This is a genomic window from Streptomyces longispororuber (genome assembly GCF_014656095.1).
In the GTDB taxonomy this organism is placed as follows: domain Bacteria; phylum Actinomycetota; class Actinomycetes; order Streptomycetales; family Streptomycetaceae; genus Streptomyces; species Streptomyces longispororuber.
On record NZ_BNBT01000053.1, the window covers coordinates 25,539 to 51,646 of the forward strand.

Genomic DNA, 26,108 nt, shown 5'->3' on the forward strand with positions numbered 1-26,108 from the left:
CGAGGACGACGACCGGAAGGGGATGCCACCCACCCGGCACACGAGGACGACGACCGGAAGGGGATGCCACCCACCCGGCACACGAGGACGACGACCGGAAGGGGATGCCACCCACCCGGCACACGAGGACGACGACCGGAACGGGGACTTACAGCCCGTCCGGCGTTTGAGGACGGGGCGCGGAGCGCCGACAAAGGGGGGAGAGGGGCGCAGCCCCCTGTGGAGGACCGCTCACCCCGCCCGGTACGGGCGCACTTCGCGGGCGAGCCACAGCAGCCCCACCGCGCAGGCCACCACCCCCACGGCTCCCCGGGCCTGCGGCAGCCAGCACACCCCGGCGAACACCCCGGCCGCGGAGGCCGCCGCGCACAGACAGACCCGGCGGCCCACCGGCCATCCCCCTGGAACGAACGCTCTACCCACCGGCAACAGCAACGACACGGCGTACGCCGCCGCCCCGGCGCACAGGCACAGCGCCACGACCGCCGCCACGGCGACCGTGCCCGCGCACAGCAGCCCCGTACCGAGGACGAGCAGCGCGGCGGTGACCCCCGGGCGAGGGTCACCGCCCCGGGCACCCGTGCCGTACAGCGCGAGCCCCGCCCCCGCGGCCAGCGCGAGCCCCCAGCCGAGCAGGGTGAGGCGGGGCACGCCGGGCCCGCCCGCCGGGTCGCGGCAGGCCGCGGCGGACACCCCGGCCGCACCCGCGGCGGCCACGAGCGCGAGCCCCGCCCCGGCGGCGGCGTTCACGCCACGCTCGCCGACGAGGGCACCCGGTCCCCCGCCCGGCGCAGCTCGGGCTGGGCGGCGAGGGCGTCGACGACCCGGTCGAGCTGCGCGACGGTGTGCGTGGCCATGTAGCTGGTCCGCAGCCGGGGCGAGGCGGCGGGCGGCAGCACGGGGTTGACGTACACGCCGGCGCGGATGAGGCGCTCCCAGACGGCGAGGGTGCTGACGGCGTCGGGCACCGGGACGGGGACGATCGGCGTGGTGCTGTCGCCGGTGCCGATCCCGGCCTCGGTGAGCCCGCGCCGCACGTAGTCGGCCTTGGCCCGCACGTCGGCCGCGAGGTGCGGCTCGGCGCGCAGGATGCGCAGCGCGGTGAGCGCGGCGGCGGTGCTCGACGGGGTCATGGAGGCGCTGAACATCAGGCTGCGCGCCTTGTGCTTGAGGTAGTGGATGGCCTCCTCGCTGCCCGCGACGGCGCCGCCGAGGGACGCGAGGGACTTGCTGAACGTGACGGTGATCAGGTCCACCTGGTCGGTGAGGCCGAAGTGTGCGGCGGTGCCCCGGCCCTGGGCGAGGACGCCGAGGCCGTGGGCGTCGTCGACGAGCAGCCGGGCGCCGTACGCGGCGCAGACGGCGGCGACGGCGGGCAGGTCGCAGATGTCCCCCTCCATCGAGTAGACGCCGTCGACGACGACGAGCCGGGCGGCGTCGTCCGGGAGGTGCTCCAGGGCCCGGCGCAGCCCCTCGGCGTCGTTGTGCGGGAAGCGGCGCACCTTCGCGCCGCTGAGCCGGCAGCCGTCGACGAGCGAGGCGTGGGCGTCGCGGTCGACGAGTACGTAGTCGCGGGGCGTGAGCAGGCCGGCGAGGGCGCCGAGGTTGGCCTGGTAGCCGGTGGAGAGCACGAGGGCGGCGGGCTTGCCGAGGAAGGCGGCGAGCTCCGCCTCCAGCTCCTCGTGCAGATCGGTGTTGCCGTTGAGGAACCGGGACCCGGTGCTCGAGCTGCCGTAGCGGTCGAGCGCGGCGCGGGCGGCGGCGTGCACACGGGGGTCGTTCGTGAGGCCCAGGTAGTTGTTCGAGCCGCACATGATCAGTTCGCGTCCGCTACGGCGGACGGTGGCGCCCTCCTGTCCGGCGAGGGGCAGGAAGTACGGGTAGAGACCGGCCTTCATCAGGTCGTTCGCCTCGGTATAACCCGCGAATCGGGAAAAGAGATCGGGCGGTTGCGATGCATTGAGCATTTATTTTCCTCTGTGAGTTCAGGCGCGCACCGAGAGAAAAATGAACAGATCATTCCGAGCACTGTCCGGAAGTGCGCAGGGCTTCTCGCGCACCGGGGCCGACGGGACACGGGCAGGCGACAAGCACAGCCCGGAGAAGTGGCCGGTGCACTGGAAAGGCGGCCTCGACCTGGGCGGACGACCCGGTCGGCAGGCAGTGAGGAGTCCCCGGGCGCGGGCACGCAGAGCCCGCCGACCGGTGAACACACAGAGCTAATACGCAGACATGTTGAACATTAAGCCCCCGATTGATGATCACCCTTGGCCAGGATTCGTCGAACCGAATCAGCCAGCAACGGACTTTAGACAAGCCGCGACGAACGCGTCAACAGATGACTGTAACGGGCGCGTCCCGGAAATGCAGAGTTAACGCTTCCGCTTCCCCGGTGGCCCCTCAGGAAAGGCCCGCCCCACGCTTCCGGCACATGCTAGCCTGCATTCGACCGTCCGGACGGTCGGAAACTCCGGACTATAAAGATCGTCAATTCGAGGACGTATAAAGATCGTCAGGAAAGAATGCGGACCGGAAAACGGGGTGACGTGTGCGCAACCGGCTCCTGAACGCGGCCGAGAGGCTCCTGGTCAAGCAGGGGGTCGACGCCATCCGCCTGGACGCGGTCGCGGCCGAGGCGAAGGTCAGCAAGGGCGGCCTGCTCTACCACTTCCCGAGCAGACAGGCCCTCGTCCAGGGCGTCGTCGAACGCCTGGTGGACCGCTTCGAGGCGGCCCTGCCGGGCCCGGACGCGCCGCCGGGGGCGTACACCCGTGCCTGGCTCGACGCGTCGATCCCCGCCGAGGCCCCCGAGGGCGAGGCCACGCCCGCCGACTCGGTCCCGGTCGCGCTGCTCGCGGCGGCCAACGGCCCCGCGGTGCTCGACATCCTCCAGTCCCGCTACCGCGCCTGGCAGCGGCGGCTCGACGACGACGGCCTGCCGCCCGGCGTGGCCACGCTCGTCCGCATGGCCGTCGACGGCTGGTGGACCGCCCGGCTGCTCGGCCTCGCCGACCCCAAGGGCGAGGACCACCGCGCCCTGCGGCGGCTGGTCACCGGCCTGATCGACGCCGGGGTCCCGCAGGAGCACGGCGCACACCCCACCGCCCCCGCCCCGGGCGTCAGGCCCCGGGCCGCCCGAGAGACGGAGTCACGCTGATGGGATTCGCCCTGGTCGCCGGAGCCATCGTCTCCGAGATCGCCGCCACCCTCTCCCTGCGTGCCTCGCACGGCCTCACCCGGCTCGGCCCGAGCATCCTGGTCGTCGTCGGGTACGCCGCCGCGTTCGTCCTGCTCGCGCAGGCCCTGAAGACCCTGGACGTCGGCCCGGTGTACGCCGTCTGGTCCGGCCTCGGCACGGTGGGCGCGCTCGCGGGGGGCGTGCTCCTCTTCGACGAGAACGTCCGCGTCGCCACGGTCGCCGGCGCCCTGCTCATCGTCGTCGGGGTGGCCGTGATGTACCTCGGCGGGGGCCTGGAGCACTGATGACCCAGGCACCGGCACGCCCGCGCACCGCACCGCCGCACGACCAGGGCCTGAGGTCCGTCAAGGCCGCGATGCTGGTGACCGACCTCGCCTTCCTCCTGTACTGGAGCGTGGCACTGCTCGGCCTCATCCCGGCGGAGTACGCGTACAAGGACTACGACGACCCGGTGATGAGCGACTGGAACTACTCGTTCCTGCCGCTGGACGTCGCGGCGAGCGCGACGGGGCTCGCGTCCCTGTACCTGTGCCGCCGCGAACGCCGCACCGGGTACCCGTGCCGCCGCGAACACCGCACCGACAGCCCGGACCGCACCGCCTGGCGCCCGCTCATGCTGGTCTCCCTCACCCTCACCAGCACGGCGGGCCTCCAGGCCGTCGTCTTCTGGGCGCTGCGCGGCGACTGGTCCCCGACGTGGTGGATCCCCAACCTGGCGCTGCTCCTCTTCCCCGTCCCCGCGATCGTCCGGCTGACGCGCCGCGCGGCCGCCGGTGCGCCGCCCGGCCCGCGGGGCGAGGAGTCCGTCACCTCTGCGGGCGGTACGAGGCCCTGAAGAAGGTGCCGCCGCCGTTCTCACCGAGGCGCCCGGTGGGCCCGCCCGGCTCCCCCGGGTCCTCGAAGTCCGCGTCCGGGCCGAGCTCGACGTCCGCGTCCAGGCCCTCCAGGCCCTCGGCCGCGTCCAGGCCGTCGTCCAGGTCGTCGTCCAGGTCGTCGTCCAGGTCCTCGTCGTCCGGTACGCCGAGCAGCCGCCGGGTCAACCGGTCGCGGTCGGCGAGGAGTTCGTCCAGGGCGGCCCGTACGTCCTCGGCCTCCGTGCGGTCCGCGTCGCGTTCGGCGGCGATGAGGACCGCGCGGCGTACCAGCTCCTTGGTGAAGGACGCCGTCGTGCCCTCCGTGCGCTCGACGACCTCCTCCGTGACGGCGGCGTCGAGGCCGAGCCCGCCGCCGTACAGGTCGAGCAGCCTGCGGCGGCCCGCCGCGTCCGGCAGCGGGATCTCCACGGCGAGGTCCACGCGCCCGGGGCGCTGGACGAGGGCGGGCTCCAGGAGGTCGGCGCGGTTGGTGGTGAGCAGGAAGGCCACGTCGGCGTCGTCGCCGAGGCCGTCCATCTCGTTCAGGACCTGGAAGAGCAGGGGCTGTTCGCCGTCGCCGAGGTCGCGGGACTCGGCGACGAGGTCGCAGTCCTCCAGGACGACGAGGGCGGGCTGGAGCATCCGGGCGAGCGCGCAGGCAGGGCCGATGGCCTCGATCGTGACGCCGGACAGCAGCACGACGGTGAAGTCGGGCAGGCCGGAGAGCAGATAGCGGACCGTGTGGGTCTTGCCGGTGCCGGGCGGCCCGTACAGGAGCAGCCCGCGGCGCAGGTGCTGGCCCGCCGCGCGCAGCCGCTCGCGCTGCCGGGCCACGCCCACGACGTGCCGCTCCACCCGGTCCAGGAGCCCGTCCGGCAGGACGATGTCCTCGCGGGTCAGCGCCGGGCGGCGGTGGAAGCGGAACGGGCCGATGCCGTCGTGGAAGTCGCCGCCCTCGAAGGACAGGATGCGGCCGCGGAAGACGTTGTGCGCGCGGATCAGCGCGTCGACCCCCGACAGCAGCCGCTTGGCGGTGTCCCGGCTCCGGGCCAGGACTTCGAGCTGGACCTTGTCGTGGCCGTACTCGTCGCCCGGGCCGCGCAGCAGCACCACGTAGCGCTCCGTGCCGCCGTCCTCGGTGTGCTCCGTGCCGAGGTAGAACCCGAAGGAGACGCAGGCCAGCTCCGCGTCGGGCGAGACCTGGAGGTGCTGGTAGTCGACGGCGCCGATGACGAACCGGTCGTACCGGTCGGCCGTCTCCAGGATCTCGGAGAGCGTGTAGTGGCCGCGGTGCTCCGACCCGGTCATGCCGATCAGCTCGTACGCGCGGCCGTCGGCGGCGAACCAGCGCTCCAGGGCCAGGTGCACGTTCGGGTGGTCGTAGGGCGCGTACGCGGCCTTGACCACCGGGGCGTCGCCCGGCTCGAAGCCGAGGTGGCGGCGGAGCCGGGCGGTGAGGTCCCGCTCGCCCGCCCGGCCGTCGGGCTCCGGGCGGCGCGCCACGGCGTCGATGAACCGCGTGAACAGCTCCCCGACCCGCTCCAGCTCGGCCTGCTCGGCCCCGCCCGTGCCGTCGTCGCCGCGTCCGTACGACGTGATCCGTGTGGTCATCGTGCCGCTCCCCGTGTGCCGCCGCCTGGTGGCGCTGACTGGTGCCGCTGCTCGTGGCGCTGCTTCGTACCGCCGCCGCGCCACCGCACCTCAGATCAAGGTTTTCAGCGTGAACGGGGACCAAGCGGGCGTCAACGCGTTTTTCGCCGGGCCGGGTTCGAGAGATTGACGATGTACAGCCATTGACGGCCCTCCCGTACACAACTAAACAACTCTGAGAGCGCTCTCAGTCCCCACCCCGGCCCCGCACGGAGGTGCCCGATGAGCACGACGCCCCACCACCCGCCCCAGGGTCCGCCCCACCGGCCGTCCGGCCGGGCCGCGCCCCGACCCCGGCACCGGCCCCGCCGCCGCGCCCTGCTCCCCCGGCCCGCCGGCCGCCCCGGCCCCCTCCACGCCCTGCTCGCCGCCGTCGGGCTCCTGGCCGCGCTGCTCGCGCCCGGTGTGGCGCGGGCCGACGTGCCGCCGGCGCCCGGCTGGACGCTCCAGTGGAGCGACGACTTCACCGGCCCCGCCCGCGCGCTGCCCTCGGCCGCGAACTGGCAGGTCGACACCGGCCACAACTACCCCGGCGGGCCCGCGAACTGGGGCACCGGCGAGGTCCAGAACTACACCTCCTCCCCCGACAACCTGAGCCTGGACGGCACCGGCAACCTGCGCATCACACCCCTGCGCGACGGCGCCGGGAACTGGACCTCCGGCCGCATCGAGTCCCGCCGCGCGGACTTCAAGGCCCCGGAGGGCGGCACCCTCGCCATCGAGGGCCGCATCCGGATGCCCGACGTCACCGGCGAGCAGGCGCTCGGCTACTGGCCCGCCTTCTGGGCGCTGGGCTCCCCCTACCGGGGCAACTACTGGAACTGGCCCGCCATCGGCGAGTTCGACGTGATGGAGAACGTCAACGGGATCAACTCCGTCTGGGGCGTGCTGCACTGCGGCGTGAACCCGGGCGGTCCCTGCAACGAGACGAACGGCATCGGCGCCAGCCGGGCCTGCCCGGGCGCCTCCTGCCAGTCCGCGTTCCACACGTACCGCTTCGAGTGGGACCGGAGCGCGAGCCCGAACGTGCTGCGCTGGTACGTGGACGGGCAGCTCTTCCACAGCGTCGACGAGAACCGCGTCGGCGCCGCGGCGTGGCGGGACATGACCTCCCACGCCGGGTACTTCATCCTGCTCAACGTCGCGATGGGCGGCGGCTTCCCGGACGGCGTCGCGGGCCGCGCCACGCCGGTCGCGGCGACCGTGCCCGGGCGGCCCATGCTCGTGGACTACGTGGCGGTGTGGACGCGCGGCGGAGGCGGCGGCCCCGGCACGCCCTCCACGCTGCACCTGCGCCCGGGCGGGTCGCTCGGCCCGGCGACGGCCGGGGCCTCGGCCGCCACGCTGGCCCCGGCGGGAGGCGCCACCCACGACGGGACGCCGCACGCCCCGCAGACGTACACGGCGACCGGCGTCAACGGCGCGTACAACGGCGGTACGACGGCGTTCGACCTGTTCGTCGACGCCGGCACGGCGGTGGCCAACGGGCAACAGGTCAGGGTGAGTTACGACCGCACGGGCGACGGGTCCTGGGACCGCGTGGAGACGTACGCCTACTTCGCCACCGACCCGCTACCGGGATATGAGCACTACACCCAGGCGCGGGGCCTGAAATCGGCCACCGGCGCCCACGGAACGCTCAGCGGCGGCACCGTCCGCGTGGAGGTCTGGAACGCCATCGGCACCGCCCCCAGCACCGTGGGCACGGGCAACCAGTCACTGGTCAGGATCCCGTACGGGCCGTAGGCGCCGGCCGGACGGCGGGACGCTTCCCCGGCCGGGCAGCCGGTGGCCACCTTGGCCCGGCAGCCGAAGGCCGCCACGCCCCGGCAGCCGAAGGCCCCCGGCCCAGCCGGTGCCGTACCGGTGGACCGGGGTCCTGGGAGCCCGGGGTGTGAGCCCCGGGCAACCGGTCAGCGGCGGTCCGCCGCCTCCAGTTCGCGGTCCTCCTCCGGCGCGGCCCCGCCCGCGGCGGTGCCGGTCGTCGTGCCCCGGCCCTTGCGGGGCAGCAGCAGCGCGACCACGACCGTCCCGATGCCGAGGACCACCGCGCCGACCAGGCTGGCGTGGGCCACCGCGTCCGAGAAGGAGACGCTCACCGCGTGCCGCATCTGCTCGGCGCCCTGGGCGAGTTCGGAGGCCTGCGCCTTCAGCTCGGCCGCCTTGCGCGGGGAGTCGCTGCCCGCGGCCTGCTCGGCGAGGCGGCGGGCCTGCTGGGCGATGCCCTGGGCGACGCCGCCGCCCGCGCCCACCGAGTCCTGGGCCTTCTCCAGGGCCGACGCCGGGAGCTTGCTGCCCGCCGTCTCGTCGGCGAGGCCGTCGGAGTACGAGGTGGCGAGGACCGAGCCGAGGACGGCGATGCCGAGGGAGCCGCCGAGTTCGAGCGAGGTGTCGTTGACGGCGCCGCCGACGCCCAGCTCCGACTCGGGGAAGGCGCCCATGATCGCGTCCGTGCAGGGCGAGACGGCGAAGCCCAGCGAGAGGCCGAGGAGGACGAGGGGCAGCACGAAGTCGCCGTACGAGGTCGCGGCGTCCGTCGCCGTCAGCAGGGCGAGCGCCGTGGTGCCGCCGACCATGCCCGCGGTCACCATGACCTTCGGGCCGAGCCGCGGCGTGAGGAAGCCGGTCAGCGCCGAGCCCACGAAGACGGCTCCGGCCAGCGGCAGCATCCGTACGCCCGTCTCCAGCGGGTCGTAGTCGAGGACGAACTGGAGGTGCTGCGTCAGGTAGTAGAAGGCCCCGAACACCGCGACGAAGAAGAGCGCGACGGCGAGGTTGGAGCCGGAGAAGCCGCGCTCGGCGAACTTGCGGACGTCCAGGACGGGGCGCGGGTGGCGCAGCTCCCACAGGACGAAGAGGACGAGCCCGACGGCCGCGACCACGGCCGCGGTGACCGCGGCGGTGCCCCAGCCGAAGTTCGGCCCCTCGATGATCATGTAGATGAGCGCGCCGATCCAGATGACGGACAGCAGCCCGCCCACGTAGTCGATCCGCCCGACCGCCGTCGCCTTGGACGGCGGTACGAGGACGAACGCGCCGACGACCGCGACGGCCGCGACGGGTATGTCGATGAGGAACGTCGACGCCCACCCGTAGTCCTCCAGGAGCACGCCCGCGATCAGCGGGCCCGCGGCGATGGCGATGCCGGACGTGGCCGCCCACAGCGTGATGGCCTTGGCGCGCTCCTCGCGCGGGAACGTCGCCGCGAGCAGCGACAGCGTCGCGGGCATGATCATCGCCGCGCCCACGCCCATCGCGGCGCGCGAGGCGATGACGGCCGTGGAGCTGTCGGACAGCGCCCCCGCCCCGGCACCGGCGCTCAGCACGACGAGCCCGAGGACCAGGGCTCCGCGGCGGCTGTACTTGTCGCCGATCGCGCCGAACAGCAGCATCAGGGCGGCGTACGGAACGGTGTACGCGTCGATGACCCACTGCAGGTCGGAACTGCTCAGCCCCAGGTCGCGGGTCATGTCGGGGGCCGCGACCGTGAGCGCGGTGTTCGCCATGACGGCGATGAGCAGGCTCAGGCACAGCACGAGCAGCGCCCACCAGCGGCGGGCGTAGGGCCGGTCCATCCGCTCGACCGGCTCGTTCATCAACAAGGGCATCGGCTCCACCCCTCGGTAGGTCTCCGGGACGCCGGCGGGCGCCTGATCTCCCGCATAGCCGCGCTGCCGCCGACCATGCGTGTTCTTGCACATCTCTGTGTAATTGCACAGTCCTGTGTAATTGCACAGCTCTGTGCAATGTACTGCATGACGGAGGTTGTTGCACAGTGATGTGCAATCACGCGTCCGCACGGCACAATGACCCCATGACCCCCCGTACGCAGCCGCCGCAGCCGCCCCAGCCGCGCCCGACACCTGGGCCCGCCGAGGCCGGGGCCGGAGCCGGGACCGGGATCGCCGAGGCCGGAGCCGGGACCGGGACGGCGTCCGGAGCCGGGACCGAGGCGGGCCGGAGCGCCGCGTCGGCCCGCGCCGACGCCAACCGGCGCCGCATCCTCGACGTCGCCTTCACGGAGCTGTCCCGCGACCCGGACGCGTCGATGGACCAGATCGCCCGCGCCGCCGGGGTGGTGCGCCGGACCGTCTACGGCCACTTCCCGAGCCGGGACGCGCTGGTCACGGCGCTGCTCGACGAGGCCGTCGAGGCGGTCATGGCCGCGCACGCCGCCGCGTACGAGGGCGTCGACGACCCGCTGCGCGCCATCGCGGGCGCGATGCTCGGCGTCTGGCGCGTCACCGCCCCCTACCGCCTGCTGCTCTCCCTCGCGCAGCGCGCGGTCACGATGGAGGGCATCCGCGAACGCCTGGCCCCCATGCACGCGGCGGGCGCGGCGATGATCGGACGCGCCCAGGAGGAGGGCAGCTTCACCACGACGCTGCCGCCGCGGGCGCTGGTGTACGTCCTGGAGAGCATCGTGTTCGGCTTGATGGAGGCAGTGAACGACGACGTCCTCGGGCCGGAGGAGGCGGGCCGCGCGGCGGCGACGACGTTCCTCACGGCAGCGGGCCTGCCGCCCGCCGAGGCCACCGCCCTGGTGGCCGACCTGGCAGCAACGTCGGCTCCCTGACCGGGACTTCCCTCCCACTTCCCGTGCGTCCACGCATGAGTACCCGTACTCAGACCCCGTGGTGACCGAAACGGATCGGGTGCGCCCGCCGGGCCGCGTACCGTACACGTCGATCAAGGTGACGTTTTGCGGTGGCACACATGGATCACGGCCGGGGAGCGCCCGGCGGGGGAAAGGACACGCATGGCGTGGGAGGAGTGGGAGCAGCTCAAGTCCGACGTGGCCGCGCGGCACACCACGCGGATGCAACTGAACCAGGTGGAGCCCGCGCCCGGGGGCGACTCCGGCACCCTGGTGTCGGACCGGCCGACGTGGGCACGGGCGGGGCACGACGTCGGTTCGCTCCGGGAGGGCATCGGCAAGGCGCTCACCGCCCTCTCCGAGGGTCAGGACGGCATCGGGACCGAGGGCGGATGCCGAACGGCCGCCGCGCAGAAGGAAGTTCACGACTCCTGGCAGCGCTACATCAAGAGCGTGAACCGGCGGTGCGGGCGGATCGCGGGCCTGCTGGAGAAGGTCGGTAACGACCAGGTGCGGACCGATGAGGCCGTCATGGCCCGGATCAGCAGCATGCGGGTGGCGTACGAGGACACGCCCGCGGTCGGCGGCGGCACCGGCGCGGGGCGGTAGCGGCCACCATGGACCTCGCGACACTCAAGGCCTTGAAGCCGCGTGCGTACGCGGAGGCGGCCGACGGATACCGCCGGGCATCGGAGATGGCGAACGCGGCACGCGACCGCGTCGCGAGCCGGACGGTCGTCGCCATGCAGAACGCGCTGGAGGGCAAGGCCGCGACGGCGGCCATCGGCCAGCTCACGGAGCTGGCGCAGAACTTCCACTACATCCAGACGGAATGCGGCCTCGCCGGCTCGGCCCTGGACGCGTTCGCGTACGAGATGGAGGCGGCGAAGAGGACGCTGGACGCGGCCCGGGCGGACGCCAGGGCCGCGGGCCTCACCGTGCACGCCGACGGTTCGGTCGGCTACCCGCCGGGCGGGGAGAAGGGCAAGGACGGCAAGGTCCCGGAGGGCGGCACGGCCACCGGCCTCACGGACGAGACCGCCTCGGCCGTCGGCCGCCAGGCGGCGAACCTCGACCCGAACCCGAAGGCCCGCATCGCCCAGGACTGCGCGGACCGCATCGCCACGGCCCTGCGCCAGGCCACCGAGGCGGACACGAAGTGGGCCCCGAAGCTCCGCGCCCTGAAGGCCGACGACGACCTGACGGTCAGCGACCGCGACTGGGCCGACACGGCGTCGGACACCCGGGGCGTCAAGGCGGCGGGCCAGGAGTACCTCGACTCCCTCCCGCAGCCCCCGGACAAGGGCGGCCCCCGGGCCAACGCGGAGTGGTGGAAGGGCCTCACCCCCGACGAGCAGGCCGCCTGGACCGCCATGCGCCCCAACACCGTCGGCAACCTCGACGGCCTCCCCGCCACGGTCCGCGACGAGGCCAACCGCATGGTGCTCGCGGGGGCACGGGGCAGCGCGCAACTCGAGTACGACACCTGGCTGCGACAGCATCCGGAGCCGCCCCGCCAGACCGACAAGATCAATCCCAGGACCGGCGTGCCCATGCGGGGCGTCAAGGTCAGCAATCCGGCGTGGGAGACGTGGGAGAGGAACCGCAAGGAGGCTCGCGCGTCCCTCGACGGCATGGAGGCGATCCAGCGCCGCTTCGACGCCTCCGGCAGGGACATCCCCGGCGCGGACGCCTCCGGCACGGGTGCCTCCCGCACGGAGAAGATGCCGGAGGCATACCTGCTGGGGTTCAGCACCAAGGGCGACGGCCGCGCGATCATCGCCAACGGCAACCCGGACACGGCGGACCACCAGGCTGTGTACGTGCCGGGGACGACAGCCGAACTGGCAAAGATCGAGGGGGACATCAACCGCGCTGTCAGCGTCTGGAACACGGCTGATTCCATAGCCGACGGGTCCGTTTCCACCATCACCTGGTTGGGGTACGACGCGCCCGACGCCGTCGACACGGATGCCCCTTTCGAGCACTACGCGTACGACGGCGCGCCCGCGCTCAACCGCTTCCTGGACGGTCTGGACGCGTCACACGCCGGCGATTCCGAGCCACACCGCACCGTGATCGGCCATTCGTACGGCACGACCCTTGTCGGCGCGGCGGCCCAGACAGGTGACCTCAGCACCGATGACGTCGTCTTCGCGGGAAGCCCGGGCGTCAAGGTCTCGCACGCAGACGAGATGGACGTACCCAAGGGGCACGTGTGGAACGAGGAAGCCGAGGGGGACGTGGTCCCGGACATCGGCCGCTACGGGCACGGCGGGGACGGTTTCATCATCCCCAGCGACCCCGCGTTCGGCGCCCAGCAGATGGATACGGACACCGAAGGCCACAGCGGCTACTGGGACGACGGTTCCACGAGCCTGCTCAATCAGGCACGGGTGGTGGCAGGGAGAAGTGACGAGGTGGAACTGGTGCCGGAGCAGCTACCCGAGGAACTGACGCGTGCGAAATAGGAGTGCCCCCTGACATGAAGACCAGAATCGCCGCTTGCGCGCTGACCGTGCCTCTTGCCCTTGGCATGCTGACTGGATGTGACATGGCCGACGACGACAAATCCGATGGTGTCCCCTTCGCGGGGACGAGCACCACGAGCGACGCCTCCCACGCGATGAAGAAGGTGTCCAGCGGCTTGCACGACCTGATCACCATCAAGGGGAAGGCGTCCGACAACTTCCCCACCGTGGTCGAGTGTTCCGGGAAGGACGCGAAGACGTACTTCCGCATCCACCACCCGTGGAGCTTCGCCCCTGCCTCGGCGAGCGACCTGGACGAAGTGATGGAGCACCTCAAGAGAGAGCTCCCGAAGCATGGATGGAAGGTCGTCGGATACGGGCCGAACACCAGCAAGAACAGAAGTCTCACGCTGACCGCTGACAACGACGGGGAGAAGGTGAGCGTGAAAATCGTCAGCATGACGAAGAGCCACCCTCCACTCCTGAGCCTGAACCTCGTCTCAGGGTGCTACAAGGTTCCCGATGGGCAGAAGGTCGACCTGTATCCCTCCTGAGGTGCGGGCCGTGATGGGCCGCAACCAGAACAGCGACATGACCGCTGACGGCCTTGGCGGCGAAAAGGCGGCGCCCCGCAGGAAGGGGGAGGCGTGAGTCTGCGAGTGGCGGCCTACGCGGTGTGTGTCGAGGGTGGGCGCGTGTTGCTCGCTCGGCATGTGTCGGCGGCGACGGGGCGGAGCACGTGGACCCTGCCGGGGGGGGGCGGGGTCGAGCACGGGGAGGACCCGTTTGACGCGGTGGTGCGGGAGGCCGCCGAGGAGGCCGGCTGCGACGCGGTGGTCGAGCGTCTGCTGGGCGTGGGCTCACGGGTGATCCCCGCGGCCGAACGTACCGCCCCGGCGGGCCGGGCCACCAGGACGTCGGCATCTTCTACCGGGTCCGCGTCACCGGCGGCCCGCTCCGCCCGGAGCCGGACGGCGCCGTCGCCGAGTCGGACTGGACCCCCGTCCCTGATGTCACCGCCCCGCGCCACTCCTCGCTGGTCGACATCGGCCTCGCCCTGATGCGGACGCGGACGCGACCGCCGACCAGCCACGCGGCTCCCGTCCCGGTCGGCGGCCTGATCCAGCACTGAGCCACTGCCCTATTCACCTCAAAAGAGCAGCGACGGCCAGAAGGGCGGTCCAGGTGCCCCCGGCTCGCTTCACCGGGGGCAGGCCCCGTGCGTCGCCGACGGAAATGCCGGTGCGGAAACGTGTCGACATGGAGTTCCTCGGACACGTTCGTCACCCGTAACTCGTTGTCGACAAATCCTCATATGCCTTCCCGGAGGGAAGACACATGATTTTCGGGTTCCTTTGCGGGGCGGTTCGGTACGCCATCGGGGCCCTCCACGGAACAGCCCGACGCGTAAGACGTGCAGGGCATCGGATCGGAGCGACGTGCAGTCGCCCCGCGCCCCCCCTGATGACCGTCACCGCAGGTGACAGCAGCACGACGAGCGTGTGAACCAGCCGGCGCGCCCACCGGTGGCGAGTCGCGCCGAAACGCCGGGGCGAGGAAGGGGAGGACAAGAGCCATTCGGCACGGGAGTGACGGAAAACGCAATGTCGACTTGTAGTCGCCGCACCTTCGGTTCAGCCGGCCGGCCTTCCTGCCTCAACCCCGGCACATAAACGAATTGCGCCGCCCGGGAATAATGCGGCAGGTATGCGTAATGGTCGACTTGGCCCAGGTCAGGCCACGGAAAAGAACGACTTCTCTCTGTGGCCGCGCGGAATGCGACGGCCGGGCGTCTAAACCGCACATGTACGCCCAGACCTCCTGCGCTACAGCCCCAAAGGTTGATACATGCTTCGCCTTCTCGTACTCGGCCGCCCACCCGGTGGCCCCCGGCCCGCTCCCCTCGGCGTCCGCAGCCGCGCCCGTCCCCACCTCCGCTCCCGCCCCGGTACCGGCGGCCCCCGTCCCCGCCGCTCCTCCCTCCTCGGCCGCTTCCGCCTCCGGCTGGCTCTCGGCTCCGCCCTCGCGGTCATGGCCTGCACCTCGGCAGCGGCCTCCCCCGGGCCGCCCCCGCCCCCGTCGCCGCTCCCCGCGCCCGCACCCGCACCCGCGTCCGCGCTGCGGGGCGCCTCCGCCGCCGCGGACTTCCCGATGCGCATCGTCGCGTACGTGGCGAACAGCGGTTCCGGCAGCGTCTCCGCCTTCGACGTACGGCTGGACAAGCCCGTCGGTACCGTCAAGGTGGGGACGGGGCCGACCGGCGTGGGCGTGGCTCCCGACGGCTCCCACGTGTACGTGGCCAACGGCGTGTCCGACACCGTCTCCTTCATCCAGACGCCCGGCCGCAAGGTGGTGGCGACCGTCCCGGTCGGCTCGTACCCCTTCTCGGCCACCGCGAGCCGGGACGGGCGTCGCGTGTACGCGGCCAACTGGGGCAGCGACAACGTGACGATCATCGACACCAAAAGCCGCAAGGTCACCGCCACGGTCCCGGTCGGCGAACTCCCGCACAGCGTCGCCACCCTCCCCCAGGGCACGGCCTACGTCACCAACAGCGGCACCAACGACGTCACCGTGCTGTCCAAGAACAACCGCCCCGGGCCCCGCATCCCCGTCGGCGACTTCCCCAGCGGAATCGCCGCCTCCCCCAAGGGGGACCGGGTCTACGTCGCCGACACGGGCTCCGGCGGCATCTCCGTCATCACCCCCGCCACCAACAAGGTGACCGCCACCTGGGCCGTCGGCACCGCGCCGCTGGGCGTGGGCGTGAGCCCGGACGGGCGGTGGCTCTACGCCACCGACACCGGCGCCAACGCGCTCCTCATCATCGACACCTCCACCGGCCGCGTCACCGCCCGCGTACCCGTGGGCAAGACGCCCCAGGGCCTGGCGGTCAGCCCGGGCGGCAGCCGCGTCTGGGTCACCAACGAGGAGTCCGACACCGTGTCCGTGATCGACCCGTCCCTGCCGAAGGTACGGGCCACGCTGCGCACCGGCCACCACCCCGAGGGCATCGCCATCACCCCCAGGTGAGCACCCTCCCGACGGCGCAGAGGGCGGCCCGGCCGACCGCCCTCCGGTGCCGCCTCACCCCCGCCAGGGCCCGGGCCCCCCGCGCAGCCGCGCGCGGACCGTCTTGCCCTGCGCCTCCCGCGGGAACCAGGCCAGCTCGTACGTGAGTTGCCGTACGACGAGGAGCCCCCGGCCGCCCTCCCCCGGCGGGACCCCGCCGCCCACCGCGAACCCCGGGAACCCCCGCACCGGGTCCGACACGTCGACGACGAGCCCACCGTCCCCGGCGAGCGCGAGCCGCAGCCACAGGTGGTGCCCCGCCACCCTGCCGTGGCGCGCGGCGTTCGCGACCAGCTCGGACACGACCAGCACGGCGTCGTCGACGTCACCACCCCACTGCCAGCCGTCCAACCGCCGCCGCGTCTGCGTACGCGCGAGCCGCGCGGCGCGTGGGGTCATGGGGTAGCTGGTGGACCAGTCATGAATGACCAGGGCCCGGCGCGTGGGCCGAGGTGAGCTTGGGTTTGTCATGCGTTTACGGTCGCGGCCACGTCCATTCGACTGCAATCGAAAGTCCGCTGAATATCCAGCGGGTCAACATTGGACTATGCCGGAATCAGCACAAGCGGCTGCGCCAGGCCAGCACGAAGTGCCACACTCGACGCACAGCGACCGCTGTCACACACAGCGCAACGAGAGTGGGCGGCATGGCGGCAAAACGGGGACGCACCAGTCAGCGCTTGGAACTGGGGCTGCAACTTCGGCAGTTACGCGAGAGCTGTGGCCAGAGTGAGAGCGGAGGCGGACTGACACGGAGGCAAGCAGTCCAGGGGCTGAAGATCTCCGAGACATCGCTGCAACGGATCGAGACGGGCGCCCTCAACTTTCGGAACGTGAGCGACCTGCGCAAGTTGCTGAGCAAGTACGGCGTCACCGATGAGGAGGTCGTCTCCTCCTTCATCAACCTTAATCGGGAGTCGTCAACGCAGGATTGGCTTACCCAGTACCGAGGCCCTCTGCCGCCCGAGTTGCCGAGCTTCGTCGGGCTGGAACCCGAGGCGCGGAGCATGATGGCGTACCACCCCACACTGGTGTACGGATTGCTTCAGACTGAGCGCTATGCGACGGCACTGCACGAGGTCCAGAAACCAGTCGAGGAGACGACATCGGAAGGCATCAGCAGTAGCGTGAAGCTGCGCATGACACGTCAAGAAGTGCTCACTCGCGAGGACCCGGTCAAGTTGCACGTCGTCCTTGGTGAGGCAGCATTGCGCTACCCGGTCGGCGGCGCTGATGTGATGCGCGAGCAGTACGCGAGACTGCTGGAGCGCTCGGAGCTGGAGCACGTAACACTCCAGGTATTGCCGTTCCGGTGGGGATACCGTGCCACCAACGACTTCGCCATCCTGGACCTGGGAGACCGGTTTCCACCACGCGTGCAGATCGACAGTGCCTGGAATGCTGTCTCCACCTCGGACAGGCCCCGCGAAGTCGCACGTTTCACACGGCGGTTCAACGCCTTGGTGGCCTCGGCCCTGCCACCCGAGGACACCCCCAGTTTTCTGCATCAACTCGAGAGAGAGCTGTAAGCCGATGAATTCTCGCTGCACCCCCGAAGAGGCATGGCGCAAGTCGTCCTACAGCGACGGCGTCCCCAGCAACTGTGTCGAGGTCGCCGACCTCACTCCTCATCCCGCCGGAGGCGTCGGCATCCGCGACTCCAAGGACCTCCAGGGCCCCGCCCTCCGCGTCGGCCACCGCGCCTGGCAGGCCTTCGTCGCCGGGCTCTGATGGCACACGCGCTCGCCCCCTGGTACCAGGAGGAAGAGGGCGAGCCCGGAGCGCCCGCGAGGGCGGCCGGTTCGCGCGGCGGTCGCTTGGCCGTGGCGCCGAGGGGCGCAGCCCTGCGTCCCTCATCATCCGGAACGGGAGCTGCATGCCATGACCCCGCATCCACACCGCTCGGCTCCGCAACGACGCGCCGCGGCGCCCTGGTTCACGTCGTCGTACAGCGGCGGCACCGGCAACAACTGCCTGGAGGTCGCCGACCTCGCCCCCCACCCCGCCGGCGGCGTCGGCATACGTGACTCCAAGGACCCCGAGGGCCCCGCCCTCCGCGTCGGCCACCCCGCCTGGAAGGCCTTCGTCGCCGGGCTCTGAGGGCAGTGGAGGAGGGCGCGGGGCGCGGGACCGGGTGGGGTGTCGCGCCGCCGCGCCGGGTGGGGCCGGCGCTACTTGAGCATGCGGCTCGCCTCCACCTGGTGGAGGTGAATCACGACGTCGTGCGTCTTCGAGAGCCGGACCTTCGGGTTGTCCCCGCTCCAGGGGTACGTGGCGCCGACGTTCTTGACGACGCGCGGCGCGGCGAGCCAGGCGCGGGCCGGGTCCGGGGCCTTGCGCAGGTCCGCCACGAAGTCGCGGTACCGCACCCGGTCGAGGGTGTGCTCGGTGGTGCCGGGCGCGGACGAGCCGACGGCGAAGCGGTGGACGCCGCCGTCCTGGCCGAAGGCGTTGAACGAGCCCCGGTCGAAGGTGAGGCCGACACTCAGGTAGGCGCGGCCCAGCTTCTCGCGGAGGAAGTCGCCCTGGACCTTCGGATGGGTCTGGGGGACGTAGGTCTTGAGGGCGACGTGGCTGTTGTGGGCGGCGAGCACGATCTTGTCGCCGGTCCGCTGCTGCCACCAGACGACGTTCTCCGCCATGACCTTGTCGCGGTAGCGCATCATGTCCGGGATCTTCTTCGGGTCGTCGAAGTCGAAGGCGAACATCGTGGTCATCTGGTGGATCGCGGTGGCGTGCTGGACGGCCCAGGCGTGCGCGTCGGCGTCGGCGCCCCTGCCGGGCCGCTGCTTGAGCAGGTCCACCGCCCGGCCGGTCCGCTCGGCCAGCTCCTTGCGCTCGGCCAGTGGCTTGGCCTCGTACTGCTTGACGTACGTCGCGGCGTCGGTGGTGGGCCGCAGGCCCCGGTACAACTCGGCCAGCTTCTTGGACAGTTCGGGGCGGGCCTTGGCCGCGTAGGCGCTCACCTTGTCGTACAGCTCGGCACCGGCGAACCCGCTGTCGTCACCGACGAAGCGGACCGGGTCCTTGGAGTGCTTGACGTTGTACGCGCGCATCCACTGGAGCAGGTCGCGGTACTCGGCGTTGTTCCAGAACCGGTAGGTGCCCTGGAACTCCTCGTCCATGATCTGTTTCAGGTCGCCCTTGCCGCTCGTGAGGTACTCGTTGAGCCGCACCCCGGTGCTCCACGGGGCTTCCAGGGCGAAGGCCCGGAAACCCTTCTCCTCGACCAGGTACCGCAGGACCCGGTGCTTGACGGTGAAGAACTCGTGCGAGCTGTGGGTGGCCTCGCCCACGCCCACCACCCGGGCGTCGCCGACCATCCGGCCGAACGGGCGGAGGTCGGCGAGGTCGCCGCGGGGCTCGGCGGTGCGCAGCGGATGGGCCATCCGGTCGAGGGCCGCCAAGGGGGAGCGGAACGCGGTGGCCGCGGCCTCCTTCGGACCGGTGGGCGCGGCGGCGTCGGCGGAGGCCGATGCGGCGCCCGGGGCGGCCGGGGTGGGCGAGGTGGCGGCGGACGCGGCCGGGGTGAGGGCCAGGGTGGCACCGAGCGGGACGAGCAGGGCGGCGAGCAGGGCCTTGTGCGTTTTCATGGCCCCCACTCTCGCCGCGCGGGGGCGCCCCGGACCATGCGGTGCGCCCCCTGATCGGCCAGGGGGTTGGCTACACCGCCGATCGGCGGAGAACCGGGACCCTCGTCCCGGTCGTGGCTGGGACCCTGATCCCGGTCCTGACCGGACCGACGTGCGTGACGTCCACCGCTGCCGACGCCGGGGCGCCGCACCCCTCGATCCCGGTGTGGGCCCGGACGTCACGGCAGGGGCGCCGGTGGCGGGAGGGGGCGGGCGCGGTCGGCCCTGAAGGACTGGAGGAGGTACGCCAACAGGCGCCGGGACGCCGCCGGTTCGCCGCCCGGCGCCGCCCCGGCCACGACCGCGCTGTTCGCCTGGAGGATCAGCCGCACGTCGGTGAGGTCGAAGTCCGGGCGCAGCGCCCCGGCGTCCTGGGCGCGCCGGATCAGCCGGGCGAGGCCCCGCTCCACCCGGGCGCGCTCGCGGTCGTGGTCGACGGCGTCGGGGAACCGGTCGAGGAACGCCTCCGTGAAGCCCCGGCCCGCGACCTGCAGGGTGCACACGTTGTCGATGACCGAGCAGAAGCCGCGCCAGGGGTCGGGGTCCGCGAGCGCCTCGTCCAGCACCCGGGCACAGTGGGCGAGCTGCTCGGCGAACGCCTCGGTGACCAGCTCGGCACGGGACGGGAAGTGCCGGTAGAGGGTGGCCGCGCCGACGCCGGCACGGCGGGCGATCGCGCTGACGGGTACGTCGACGCCGTGGGCGGCGAACGCCGCGCGGGCGGCGTCCAGGATGCGGTCCCGGTTGCGCCGGGCGTCGGCGCGCAGGGCGGAGGGCGGCCGGGCGGGCGCCGACCTGGCAGGGGCCGACCGGGCAGAGGCCGACCGGGCAGGGGCGGCGGAAGCGGCCGCAGGGGGCTCGGGCGTCGGGGGCACGGGCGTCGGGGGCGCGGTGGCCGGGGAAGCGGTCGGCGGGCCCGGCTTCCGAGAGGGCTGAGCAGGCATGTCTCTCACTTCGCCGTAACCGGAAAGGGGTGTCCGTTTACGACGTTAGCGTGAGGGAGCGCGCGCCACCGAGCTTGTCCACACTTACGGAAGGCACAGCCATGTCCCCCACCCCACACAGGACAGCCGTCGTCCTCGGAGCAGGCCCCGGACTGGGTATGTCCGTCGCGCACCGCTTCGGCCGCGAGGGCTACGCCGTGGCGCTGGTGTCGCGCACCGACACCCGGCACGCCGGGTACCTCGCCTCCCTTGCGGCGGCGGGTGTCGACGCCACGGCCCACGTGGCCGACGTACGCGACCACGCGAGCCTCATGTCCGCCCTGGACACCATCGCCGAGCACCACGGGAGCATCGACTTCGTCCACTACGGGCCGAGCGCGGTCGGGCCCGACGCCCTGCCCACCGCGATCACCGAGGCCGACGCCGCGAGCGTGCGGACGGCCATGAGCTGGGTCTACCCGGCCGTCGACGTGGTCGCCAAGGTGCTGCCGGGGATGAGGGAACGCGGCTCCGGCGGGTTCCTGTTCGCGAGCGGTATCAGTGCCGTCCGGCCGATGCCCGTCCTGGGCAGCCTGGCCGTGTCGGCGGCGGCGCTGCGCCACTACGCCCTGACGCTCAACGCCGGTCTGGAAGGGAGCGGCGTCTACGCCGGGGCCCTGATCATCGGCGGTGTCGTCGAGCGCGGTGACATCCACCGCATGGTCACGGCGCGCCCGGAGGAGTTCGGTGAGGTGGGCGCCGGGACGCTCGACTCGGACGACCTCGCCGACACCGCGTGGGGACTCCACGCCGAGCGGGACCGCCCCGAAGCGGTCGTCCCGGCCTTCGGCTGACTCTGCGGCGGCGCCCTTTCCGCCGCGTCGGCACGCCCTCCGTCGCGCCCTTTCCGCCGCGTCCGTCCCTTCCGTCGGCGCCCTTTCCGCCACGTCCGCCCCTTCGGCGCGCCCTCCCCGCCCCCTCTCCGGGGGAGCCGCCGCAGGCGGGAAGGGGGCGCAGCCCCCCGTACGGCGGAGGGGGTGAGGGCTGCGCCCCCGGTCCGGGGGCGGGGTGCCCGCGCGCGGAGCGCGGGGCGCCCCACGGCCGGGGCACGGCGGCCGCGCCGCGGGGCCAGTGGTGGGGCTGCGCCGCCGGGGCGGCGGCCCGGTCGCACCGGGCGGACGGCCACGTCTTGCCGTCAGGCCGGCGGCCAGGTCATACGCCGCGCCGGCGGTCAGGTCACGCCTTCACCGAGGCCTTGTCCATCGACACCTGCCCCGGCACCGCGTCCGCCTCCGCGGCGGCGGGGGCGGGAGCGGACGCCCCGTGCGCGGCCCCGTGGCCGTCGTCCACCAAGGTCCGCTCGTCGAAGGGGAGTTCACCGGCGAGCACCCGGGTGACGCGGTCGCGGTCGACCTCCTTCGTCCACGTACCGATGAGCAGCGTCGCCACCGCGTTCCCGGCGAAGTTCGTCAGGGCGCGCGCCTCGCTCATGAAGCGGTCGACGCCGATGATGAGGCCGACGCCGTCCACCAGGGCGGGCTTGTGCGACTGGAGGCCGCTCGCGAGGACCGCGATGCCGGAACCGGAGACGCCCGCCGCGCCCTTGGAGGCGATCATCATGAACAGGAGCAGCGAGATCTGCTCCCCGACGCCCAGCGGCTGGTCCATCGCGTCGGCGATGAACAGCGACGCCATGGTCAGGTAGATCATCGTGCCGTCGAGGTTGAAGGAGTACCCCGTCGGTACGGTGATGCCGACCACCGGGCGGCTGACGCCCAGGTGCTCCATCTTCGCGATGAGGCGCGGCAGCGCGGACTCCGACGACGACGTGGAGAGGATGAGCAGGAACTCGCGGCCCAGGTACGCGAGCAGCTTGAAGAGGTTGACCCCGGTGGCCAGGCGCAGCAGCGTGCCGAGCACCACCAGGATGAACAGCGCGCAGGTCACGTAGAAGCCGATCATGATGGTGGCCAGCGCCTTCAGGGCGTCCGTGCCGGTCTCGCCGACGACGGCCGCCATCGCGCCGAACGCGCCCACCGGCGCGGCCCACATGATCATGGCGAGGATGCGGAAGACCAGCTTCTGGACGTGCTGCACCCCGCGCAGGATCGGCTCGCCCGCCGCGCCCATGCCCTGCAGGGCGAAGCCCGCGAGGAGGGCGACGAGCAGGGTCTGGAGGACCTTCTCCACGGTGAAGGCGGAGACCATCGTGGTCGGGATGATGCCGAGCGCGAAGTCGACGAGGCCCTCGTCGGCCTTGTCGGCGGCGGTGTGGCCCGCGTCCTTCACGGAATCGGTCAGGTCCATGCCGGAGCCGGGGTGCAGGATGTTGCCGACGACCAGGCCGATCGCGAGCGCGACCACCGACATCGCGAGGAAGTAGGCGAGCGCGAGCCCGCCGACCTTGCCGACCTTCGCGGCCTGCCGTACGGAGCCGACGCCGAGCACGATCGTGCAGAAGATGATCGGCGAGATCATCATCTTGATCAGGTTCACGAAGCCGGTGCCGAGCGGCTTGAGCTCCTTGGCGAAGTCCGGCGCGGCGAAGCCGACGGCGATGCCGAGGAAGACGGCCGCGATGACGGCGATGTAGAGGTAGTGGGTACGGTCCCGCCGCTTGGCGGAGGGGGCGCCGCCGTTCCCCGTGGGCGGGGCGCCGCCGTCCCCGGTGGGCGGGGCGCCGCCGGGCCCGGTGGGCGGGGTGCCGCCGTCCCCGGTGGGCGGGGTGCCGCCGTCCCCGGTGGGCGGGGTGCCGCCGTCCCTGGCGGACGAGCCACCGCTGTTCCCGGCGAACGAGCCACCGCTGTTCCCCGTGGGTGGGGCGCCGCCGTCCCCCTCAGACGAGCCACCGCCGTCCCCGGTGGGCGAGGTACCGACCGATCCGCCGGACGCCGGGGCGTCGCCGAGGGTCGGGGACGGGGCCTGGGGCCGGGCCGGGGTGTCGCCCGGCCCGGCGTCGACCCTCGCGCCCTCCCCCGCAGGGGGCTTCGCGGCTCCCGCCGCCCTCTTCTCATCTGCCACGGCTGCCTCCTTGGGCGACTACGACCACTGCGTCCTCGCGAGTCGTGCGGCTCACGTCCTGGCGATTCCGGGTGACTATCTCCCGGGGTGTGAGGACGGTCACCCTTGCGTTCATTGAGTTCGCGCGGACCTATCCGTAGGCCGGAGACCTGCGGCGATGCAGACTGGCACCATGCCCCAGGCCCCCCGTCCACCCCGCAGGCCGCGCGCCCCGCGCAGCCTCGCCGGTCAGCTCTTCGCCATGCAGGTGGTCCTGGTGGCGGTCGTGGTGGCCGGGTGCGCCCTGTTCACGTACCTCAGCGACCGGCACCAGGCGGAGGAGTCGGCGCGCCGCCAGGCCACGGCGGCGGCGCGCGCGGTCGCGGCGGCGCCCTCCGTGCGCGAGGCCATCCGCGGCGCGGACCCCAGCCGGCGCCTCCAGCCGTACGCCTCGCGGGTGCAGCGGCACACCGGTGTCGCCTTCGTGACGATCATGGACAGGCGCGGCATCCGCTGGACCCACCCCGACCCGGACCGGATCGGCGAGCGCTTCCTCGGCCACACCGCGGAGGCGCTGCGCGGCCGGACCTTCACGGAGACGTACACCGGCACGCTCGGCCCGTCGGTGCGCGTGGTCACGCCGGTCCACGACGGGGGCCGGATCGTGGGCCTGGTCAGCGCGGGCATCACCATCGAGGAGATCAGCGCGAAGGCCCGCGGCCAGCTCGTGGCGCTGCTCGGCGTCGCGGCGGCGGCGCTCGCCCTCGGCGCCGTCGGCACGTACGTCATCAACGCGCGGCTGCGCCGCAGCACGCACGGCATGAACGCGGCCGAGCTGAGCCGCATGCACGACTACCACGAGGCGGCGCTGCACGCCGTGCGCGAGGGCCTGCTCATGCTCGACGGGCGGCGGCGCGTGGCGCTGATCAACGACGCGGCGCGCGAGCTGCTCGGCGCGGACGAGGCCGTCGTCGGCCGCTACGTCACCGACCTCGGCCTGCCCGCGCCGCTGACCGGCGCGCTGCTCGACCCGGAGCCCCGCGTGGACGAGGTGCACCTGACGGCGGACCGGGTGCTCGTCGTCAACACCTCGCCCGTCTCGGGCGGCGACCGCAAGGGCACCGTCGTCACCCTGCGCGACCACACCGAACTCCAGGCCCTGGCCGGGGAGCTGAACTCCGAGCGCGGCTTCACCCGCGCGCTGCGCTCCCAGGCCCACGAGGCGGCGAACCGGCTGCACACCGTCGTGTCCCTCATCGAACTGGGGCGCGCGGACGAGGCGGTGGAGTTCGCCACGGCGGAGCTGGAACTCGCCCAGGCGCTCACCGACCAGGTGGTGGGGGCCGTCAGCGAGCCGGTCCTCGCCGCGCTGCTCCTCGGCAAGGCCGCACAGGCCAACGAGCGGGGCGTCGAGCTGGTCATCTCCGACGACACCAGCGTCGACGACGGCAAGCTGCCCGCCGCGCTCCGCCCCCGCGACCTGGTCACCGTTCTCGGCAACCTCATCGACAACGCCGTGGACGCGGCCCAGGGCTCCCCGTCCGCCCGCGTCACGGTGACGGTCCGGGTGCGGCCAGGGACGCTGCTGCTGCGCGTCGCGGACACCGGTCCTGGCGTGCCCGCCGCCCACCGCGAGGCGGTCTTCACCCGGGGCTGGTCCACCAAGTCCCCCGACGGCCGGGGGCTCGGCCTCTCCCTGGCCCACCAGGCGGTCACGCGGAACGGCGGGACGCTGACGGTGGCGGACGCGCCGGGCGGCGGCGCGGTGTTCACGGCCTCCGTGCCGCTCACCGGCGAGGGCCTCCGCGCGCCGGGCCCGGGCGCCCCCGGGCCGGGCTCGACCACCGCCCCCGCCACCGAGGTGCGCGTTCCCGGACCGGGCGCGGCAGATCTGGCGGTCCCGAGGGGGGACGCGTGACCGAGCCCCTGCGCGTCCTCGTCGTCGAGGACGACCCCGTCGCGGCGGACGCCCACGTCCTGTACGTCAACCGCGTCCCCGGCTTCCGGGCGACCGCGACGGCCCACACCGCCGCCGAGGCCCGGCGCGTCCTGGACCGCGTACCGGTGGACCTGATCCTCCTGGACCTGAACCTGCCCGACGGCCACGGCCTGGCCCTGGCCCGCTCGCTGCGCGCCGCGGGGCACAAGGCCGACGTCATCGCGGTGACGTCCGCCCGCGACCTGGCCGTGGTCCGCGAGGGCGTGTCCCTCGGCTTCATCCAGTACGTCCTCAAGCCCTTCACGTTCGCCACGCTCCGGGACCGGCTCGTCCGCTACGCGGAGTTCCGCGCCGCGGCGGGGGAGGCCACCGGCCAGGACGAGGTGGACCGCGCCCTGGCGACGCTGCGGGCACCGGCGCCGGCGACGCTGCCCAAGGGGCTGAGCGGGCCCACCCTGGAGCGGGTCGCGCGGACCCTGCGCGACGCGGGGCCCGAGGGGCTCACCGCGGCGGCCACCGCGGACGCCACCGGGCTGTCGCGCATCACGGCCCGGCGCTACCTGGAGCACCTGGTCGCCGCCGGCCGGGCGGGCCGCACCCCCCGCTACGGGCAGGTGGGCCGCCCCGAGCTCACCTACCGCTGGCTGCCTCCGCCCTGACCTACGCGGCGCGCCCCAGCCCCACCCCTTCCCGTAACCAGGGGGCTCCGCCCCCTGGACCCCCGAAAATCGCGCTGACGCGCTCGTCCTCAAACGCCGGACGGGCTGAAGA

23 protein-coding genes and 1 pseudogene are annotated in these 26,108 nt (G+C 72.8%); 16 read left to right on the top strand and 8 right to left on the bottom strand.

The window, feature by feature from the left end; translation table 11 throughout:
• Nucleotides 1–231: 231 nt before the first annotated feature.
• Together IE330_RS18440 and IE330_RS18445 are read right to left on the bottom strand one after the other, a co-directional pair.
• On the bottom strand, nucleotides 232–750 hold the full coding sequence (locus IE330_RS18440; RefSeq protein WP_190137141.1) for a hypothetical protein: 519 nt from the start codon (nucleotides 748–750) through the stop codon (nucleotides 232–234).
• Nucleotides 747–1,898 carry an aminotransferase class I/II-fold pyridoxal phosphate-dependent enzyme gene (locus tag IE330_RS18445; RefSeq protein ID WP_229925748.1) on the bottom strand — a complete coding sequence of 384 codons (1,152 nt, stop codon included), beginning with the start codon at nucleotides 1,896–1,898 and terminating at the stop codon, nucleotides 747–749. Before IE330_RS18445 ends, IE330_RS18440 begins: the two co-directional genes overlap by 4 nt.
• Nucleotides 1,899–2,548: 650 nt before the next feature.
• On the opposite strand from IE330_RS18445, the gene IE330_RS18450 reads away from it, so the two are divergent.
• From IE330_RS18450 to IE330_RS18460, 3 genes are read left to right on the top strand one after another with little or no spacing between them, the layout of a single operon-like run.
• Entirely contained in the window at nucleotides 2,549–3,157 is a 609-nt protein-coding gene (locus IE330_RS18450; protein ID WP_190137143.1) for a TetR/AcrR family transcriptional regulator, read from the top strand.
• Nucleotides 3,157–3,483, top strand: a complete 327-nt coding sequence (locus tag IE330_RS18455; RefSeq protein WP_190137144.1) for a DMT family transporter — start codon at nucleotides 3,157–3,159, stop codon at nucleotides 3,481–3,483. Before IE330_RS18450 ends, IE330_RS18455 begins: the two co-directional genes overlap by 1 nt.
• Nucleotides 3,483–4,034 carry a DUF5360 family protein gene (locus IE330_RS18460; protein ID WP_190137145.1) on the top strand — a complete coding sequence of 184 codons (552 nt, stop codon included), beginning with the start codon at nucleotides 3,483–3,485 and terminating at the stop codon, nucleotides 4,032–4,034. Before IE330_RS18455 ends, IE330_RS18460 begins: the two co-directional genes overlap by 1 nt.
• On the opposite strand, the gene IE330_RS39695 is transcribed toward IE330_RS18460, so the two are convergent.
• Nucleotides 4,006–5,664, bottom strand: a complete 1,659-nt coding sequence (locus tag IE330_RS39695; protein ID WP_190137146.1) for an AAA family ATPase — start codon at nucleotides 5,662–5,664, stop codon at nucleotides 4,006–4,008. The two genes, IE330_RS18460 and IE330_RS39695, sit on opposite strands and share 29 nt — an antisense overlap.
• 261 nt (nucleotides 5,665–5,925) lie before the next feature.
• Here IE330_RS39695 and IE330_RS18470 point away from each other — a divergent pair, with 261 nt between their 5' ends.
• A complete protein-coding gene (locus tag IE330_RS18470) occupies nucleotides 5,926–7,449 on the top strand; it encodes a glycoside hydrolase family 16 protein (RefSeq protein WP_229925749.1) in 1,524 nt (507 codons plus the stop codon).
• A 167-nt stretch (nucleotides 7,450–7,616) separates the two neighbouring features.
• Here IE330_RS18470 and IE330_RS18475 read toward each other — a convergent pair whose 3' ends face one another.
• Nucleotides 7,617–9,311, bottom strand: coding sequence for an MFS transporter (locus tag IE330_RS18475; RefSeq protein WP_190137147.1), 1,695 nt, complete (start codon nucleotides 9,309–9,311; stop codon nucleotides 7,617–7,619).
• A gap of 206 nt (nucleotides 9,312–9,517) precedes the next feature.
• Here IE330_RS18475 and IE330_RS18480 point away from each other — a divergent pair, with 206 nt between their 5' ends.
• From IE330_RS18480 to IE330_RS18505, 6 genes and pseudogenes are all read left to right on the top strand, one after another.
• Complete coding sequence (locus IE330_RS18480; RefSeq protein ID WP_190137148.1) at nucleotides 9,518–10,279, top strand: TetR/AcrR family transcriptional regulator; 762 nt, start codon at nucleotides 9,518–9,520, stop codon at nucleotides 10,277–10,279.
• Nucleotides 10,280–10,462: 183 nt separating this feature from the next.
• Nucleotides 10,463–10,909 carry a hypothetical protein gene (locus IE330_RS18485; protein ID WP_190137149.1) on the top strand — a complete coding sequence of 149 codons (447 nt, stop codon included), beginning with the start codon at nucleotides 10,463–10,465 and terminating at the stop codon, nucleotides 10,907–10,909.
• Nucleotides 10,910–10,917: 8 nt separating this feature from the next.
• Nucleotides 10,918–12,771, top strand: a complete 1,854-nt coding sequence (locus tag IE330_RS18490; RefSeq protein WP_190137150.1) for an alpha/beta hydrolase — start codon at nucleotides 10,918–10,920, stop codon at nucleotides 12,769–12,771.
• Between the two features lie 14 nt (nucleotides 12,772–12,785).
• Nucleotides 12,786–13,325 (top strand): hypothetical protein, encoded by a 540-nt coding sequence (locus IE330_RS18495; protein ID WP_190137151.1) that lies wholly within the window; start codon nucleotides 12,786–12,788, stop codon nucleotides 13,323–13,325.
• 93 nt (nucleotides 13,326–13,418) lie between these two features.
• Nucleotides 13,419–13,903, top strand: a pseudogene (locus IE330_RS18500) (NUDIX hydrolase).
• 899 nt (nucleotides 13,904–14,802) lie between these two features.
• Nucleotides 14,803–15,804: a YVTN family beta-propeller repeat protein gene (locus IE330_RS18505; protein ID WP_190137152.1), complete on the top strand. Its 1,002-nt coding sequence runs from the start codon at nucleotides 14,803–14,805 to the stop codon at nucleotides 15,802–15,804.
• Between the two features lie 54 nt (nucleotides 15,805–15,858).
• Here the strand turns inward: IE330_RS18505 and IE330_RS18510 are convergent, their stop codons facing one another.
• Nucleotides 15,859–16,242, bottom strand: a complete 384-nt coding sequence (locus IE330_RS18510; protein WP_229925750.1) for an ATP-binding protein — start codon at nucleotides 16,240–16,242, stop codon at nucleotides 15,859–15,861.
• 248 nt (nucleotides 16,243–16,490) lie between these two features.
• Between IE330_RS18510 and IE330_RS18515 the strand changes: the two genes are divergently transcribed.
• The 3 genes from IE330_RS18515 (at nucleotide 16,491) to IE330_RS18525 (ending at nucleotide 17,943) form a co-directional block, all read left to right on the top strand.
• The gene (locus IE330_RS18515; protein ID WP_190137154.1) at nucleotides 16,491–17,372 is read left to right on the top strand and encodes a helix-turn-helix domain-containing protein; all 882 of its coding nucleotides are present in this window, start codon (nucleotides 16,491–16,493) and stop codon (nucleotides 17,370–17,372) included.
• 4 nt (nucleotides 17,373–17,376) lie between these two features.
• The gene (locus IE330_RS18520) at nucleotides 17,377–17,574 is read left to right on the top strand and encodes a DUF397 domain-containing protein (RefSeq protein WP_190137155.1); all 198 of its coding nucleotides are present in this window, start codon (nucleotides 17,377–17,379) and stop codon (nucleotides 17,572–17,574) included.
• 150 nt (nucleotides 17,575–17,724) lie between these two features.
• On the top strand, nucleotides 17,725–17,943 hold the full coding sequence (locus tag IE330_RS18525; protein ID WP_190137156.1) for a DUF397 domain-containing protein: 219 nt from the start codon (nucleotides 17,725–17,727) through the stop codon (nucleotides 17,941–17,943).
• A gap of 71 nt (nucleotides 17,944–18,014) precedes the next feature.
• Here the strand turns inward: IE330_RS18525 and IE330_RS18530 are convergent, their stop codons facing one another.
• Nucleotides 18,015–19,436, bottom strand: a complete 1,422-nt coding sequence (locus IE330_RS18530; RefSeq protein ID WP_190137157.1) for an erythromycin esterase family protein — start codon at nucleotides 19,434–19,436, stop codon at nucleotides 18,015–18,017.
• A gap of 218 nt (nucleotides 19,437–19,654) precedes the next feature.
• Nucleotides 19,655–20,350 carry a TetR/AcrR family transcriptional regulator gene (locus IE330_RS18535; protein WP_229925751.1) on the bottom strand — a complete coding sequence of 232 codons (696 nt, stop codon included), beginning with the start codon at nucleotides 20,348–20,350 and terminating at the stop codon, nucleotides 19,655–19,657.
• A gap of 170 nt (nucleotides 20,351–20,520) precedes the next feature.
• Between IE330_RS18535 and IE330_RS18540 the strand changes: the two genes are divergently transcribed.
• The gene (locus IE330_RS18540) at nucleotides 20,521–21,252 is read left to right on the top strand and encodes an SDR family NAD(P)-dependent oxidoreductase (protein ID WP_190137159.1); all 732 of its coding nucleotides are present in this window, start codon (nucleotides 20,521–20,523) and stop codon (nucleotides 21,250–21,252) included.
• A gap of 382 nt (nucleotides 21,253–21,634) precedes the next feature.
• Here IE330_RS18540 and IE330_RS18545 read toward each other — a convergent pair whose 3' ends face one another.
• On the bottom strand, nucleotides 21,635–22,987 hold the full coding sequence (locus tag IE330_RS18545) for a cation:dicarboxylate symporter family transporter (protein ID WP_229925754.1): 1,353 nt from the start codon (nucleotides 22,985–22,987) through the stop codon (nucleotides 21,635–21,637).
• 673 nt (nucleotides 22,988–23,660) lie between these two features.
• Here IE330_RS18545 and IE330_RS18550 point away from each other — a divergent pair.
• Both IE330_RS18550 and IE330_RS18555 read left to right on the top strand, forming a co-directional pair.
• Complete coding sequence (locus tag IE330_RS18550) at nucleotides 23,661–25,316, top strand: sensor histidine kinase (RefSeq protein WP_190137163.1); 1,656 nt, start codon at nucleotides 23,661–23,663, stop codon at nucleotides 25,314–25,316.
• On the top strand, nucleotides 25,313–25,996 hold the full coding sequence (locus IE330_RS18555) for a response regulator (RefSeq protein WP_190137160.1): 684 nt from the start codon (nucleotides 25,313–25,315) through the stop codon (nucleotides 25,994–25,996). The genes IE330_RS18550 and IE330_RS18555 overlap by 4 nt, the downstream gene beginning before the upstream one ends.
• The last annotated feature ends 112 nt before the right edge of the window (nucleotides 25,997–26,108 follow it).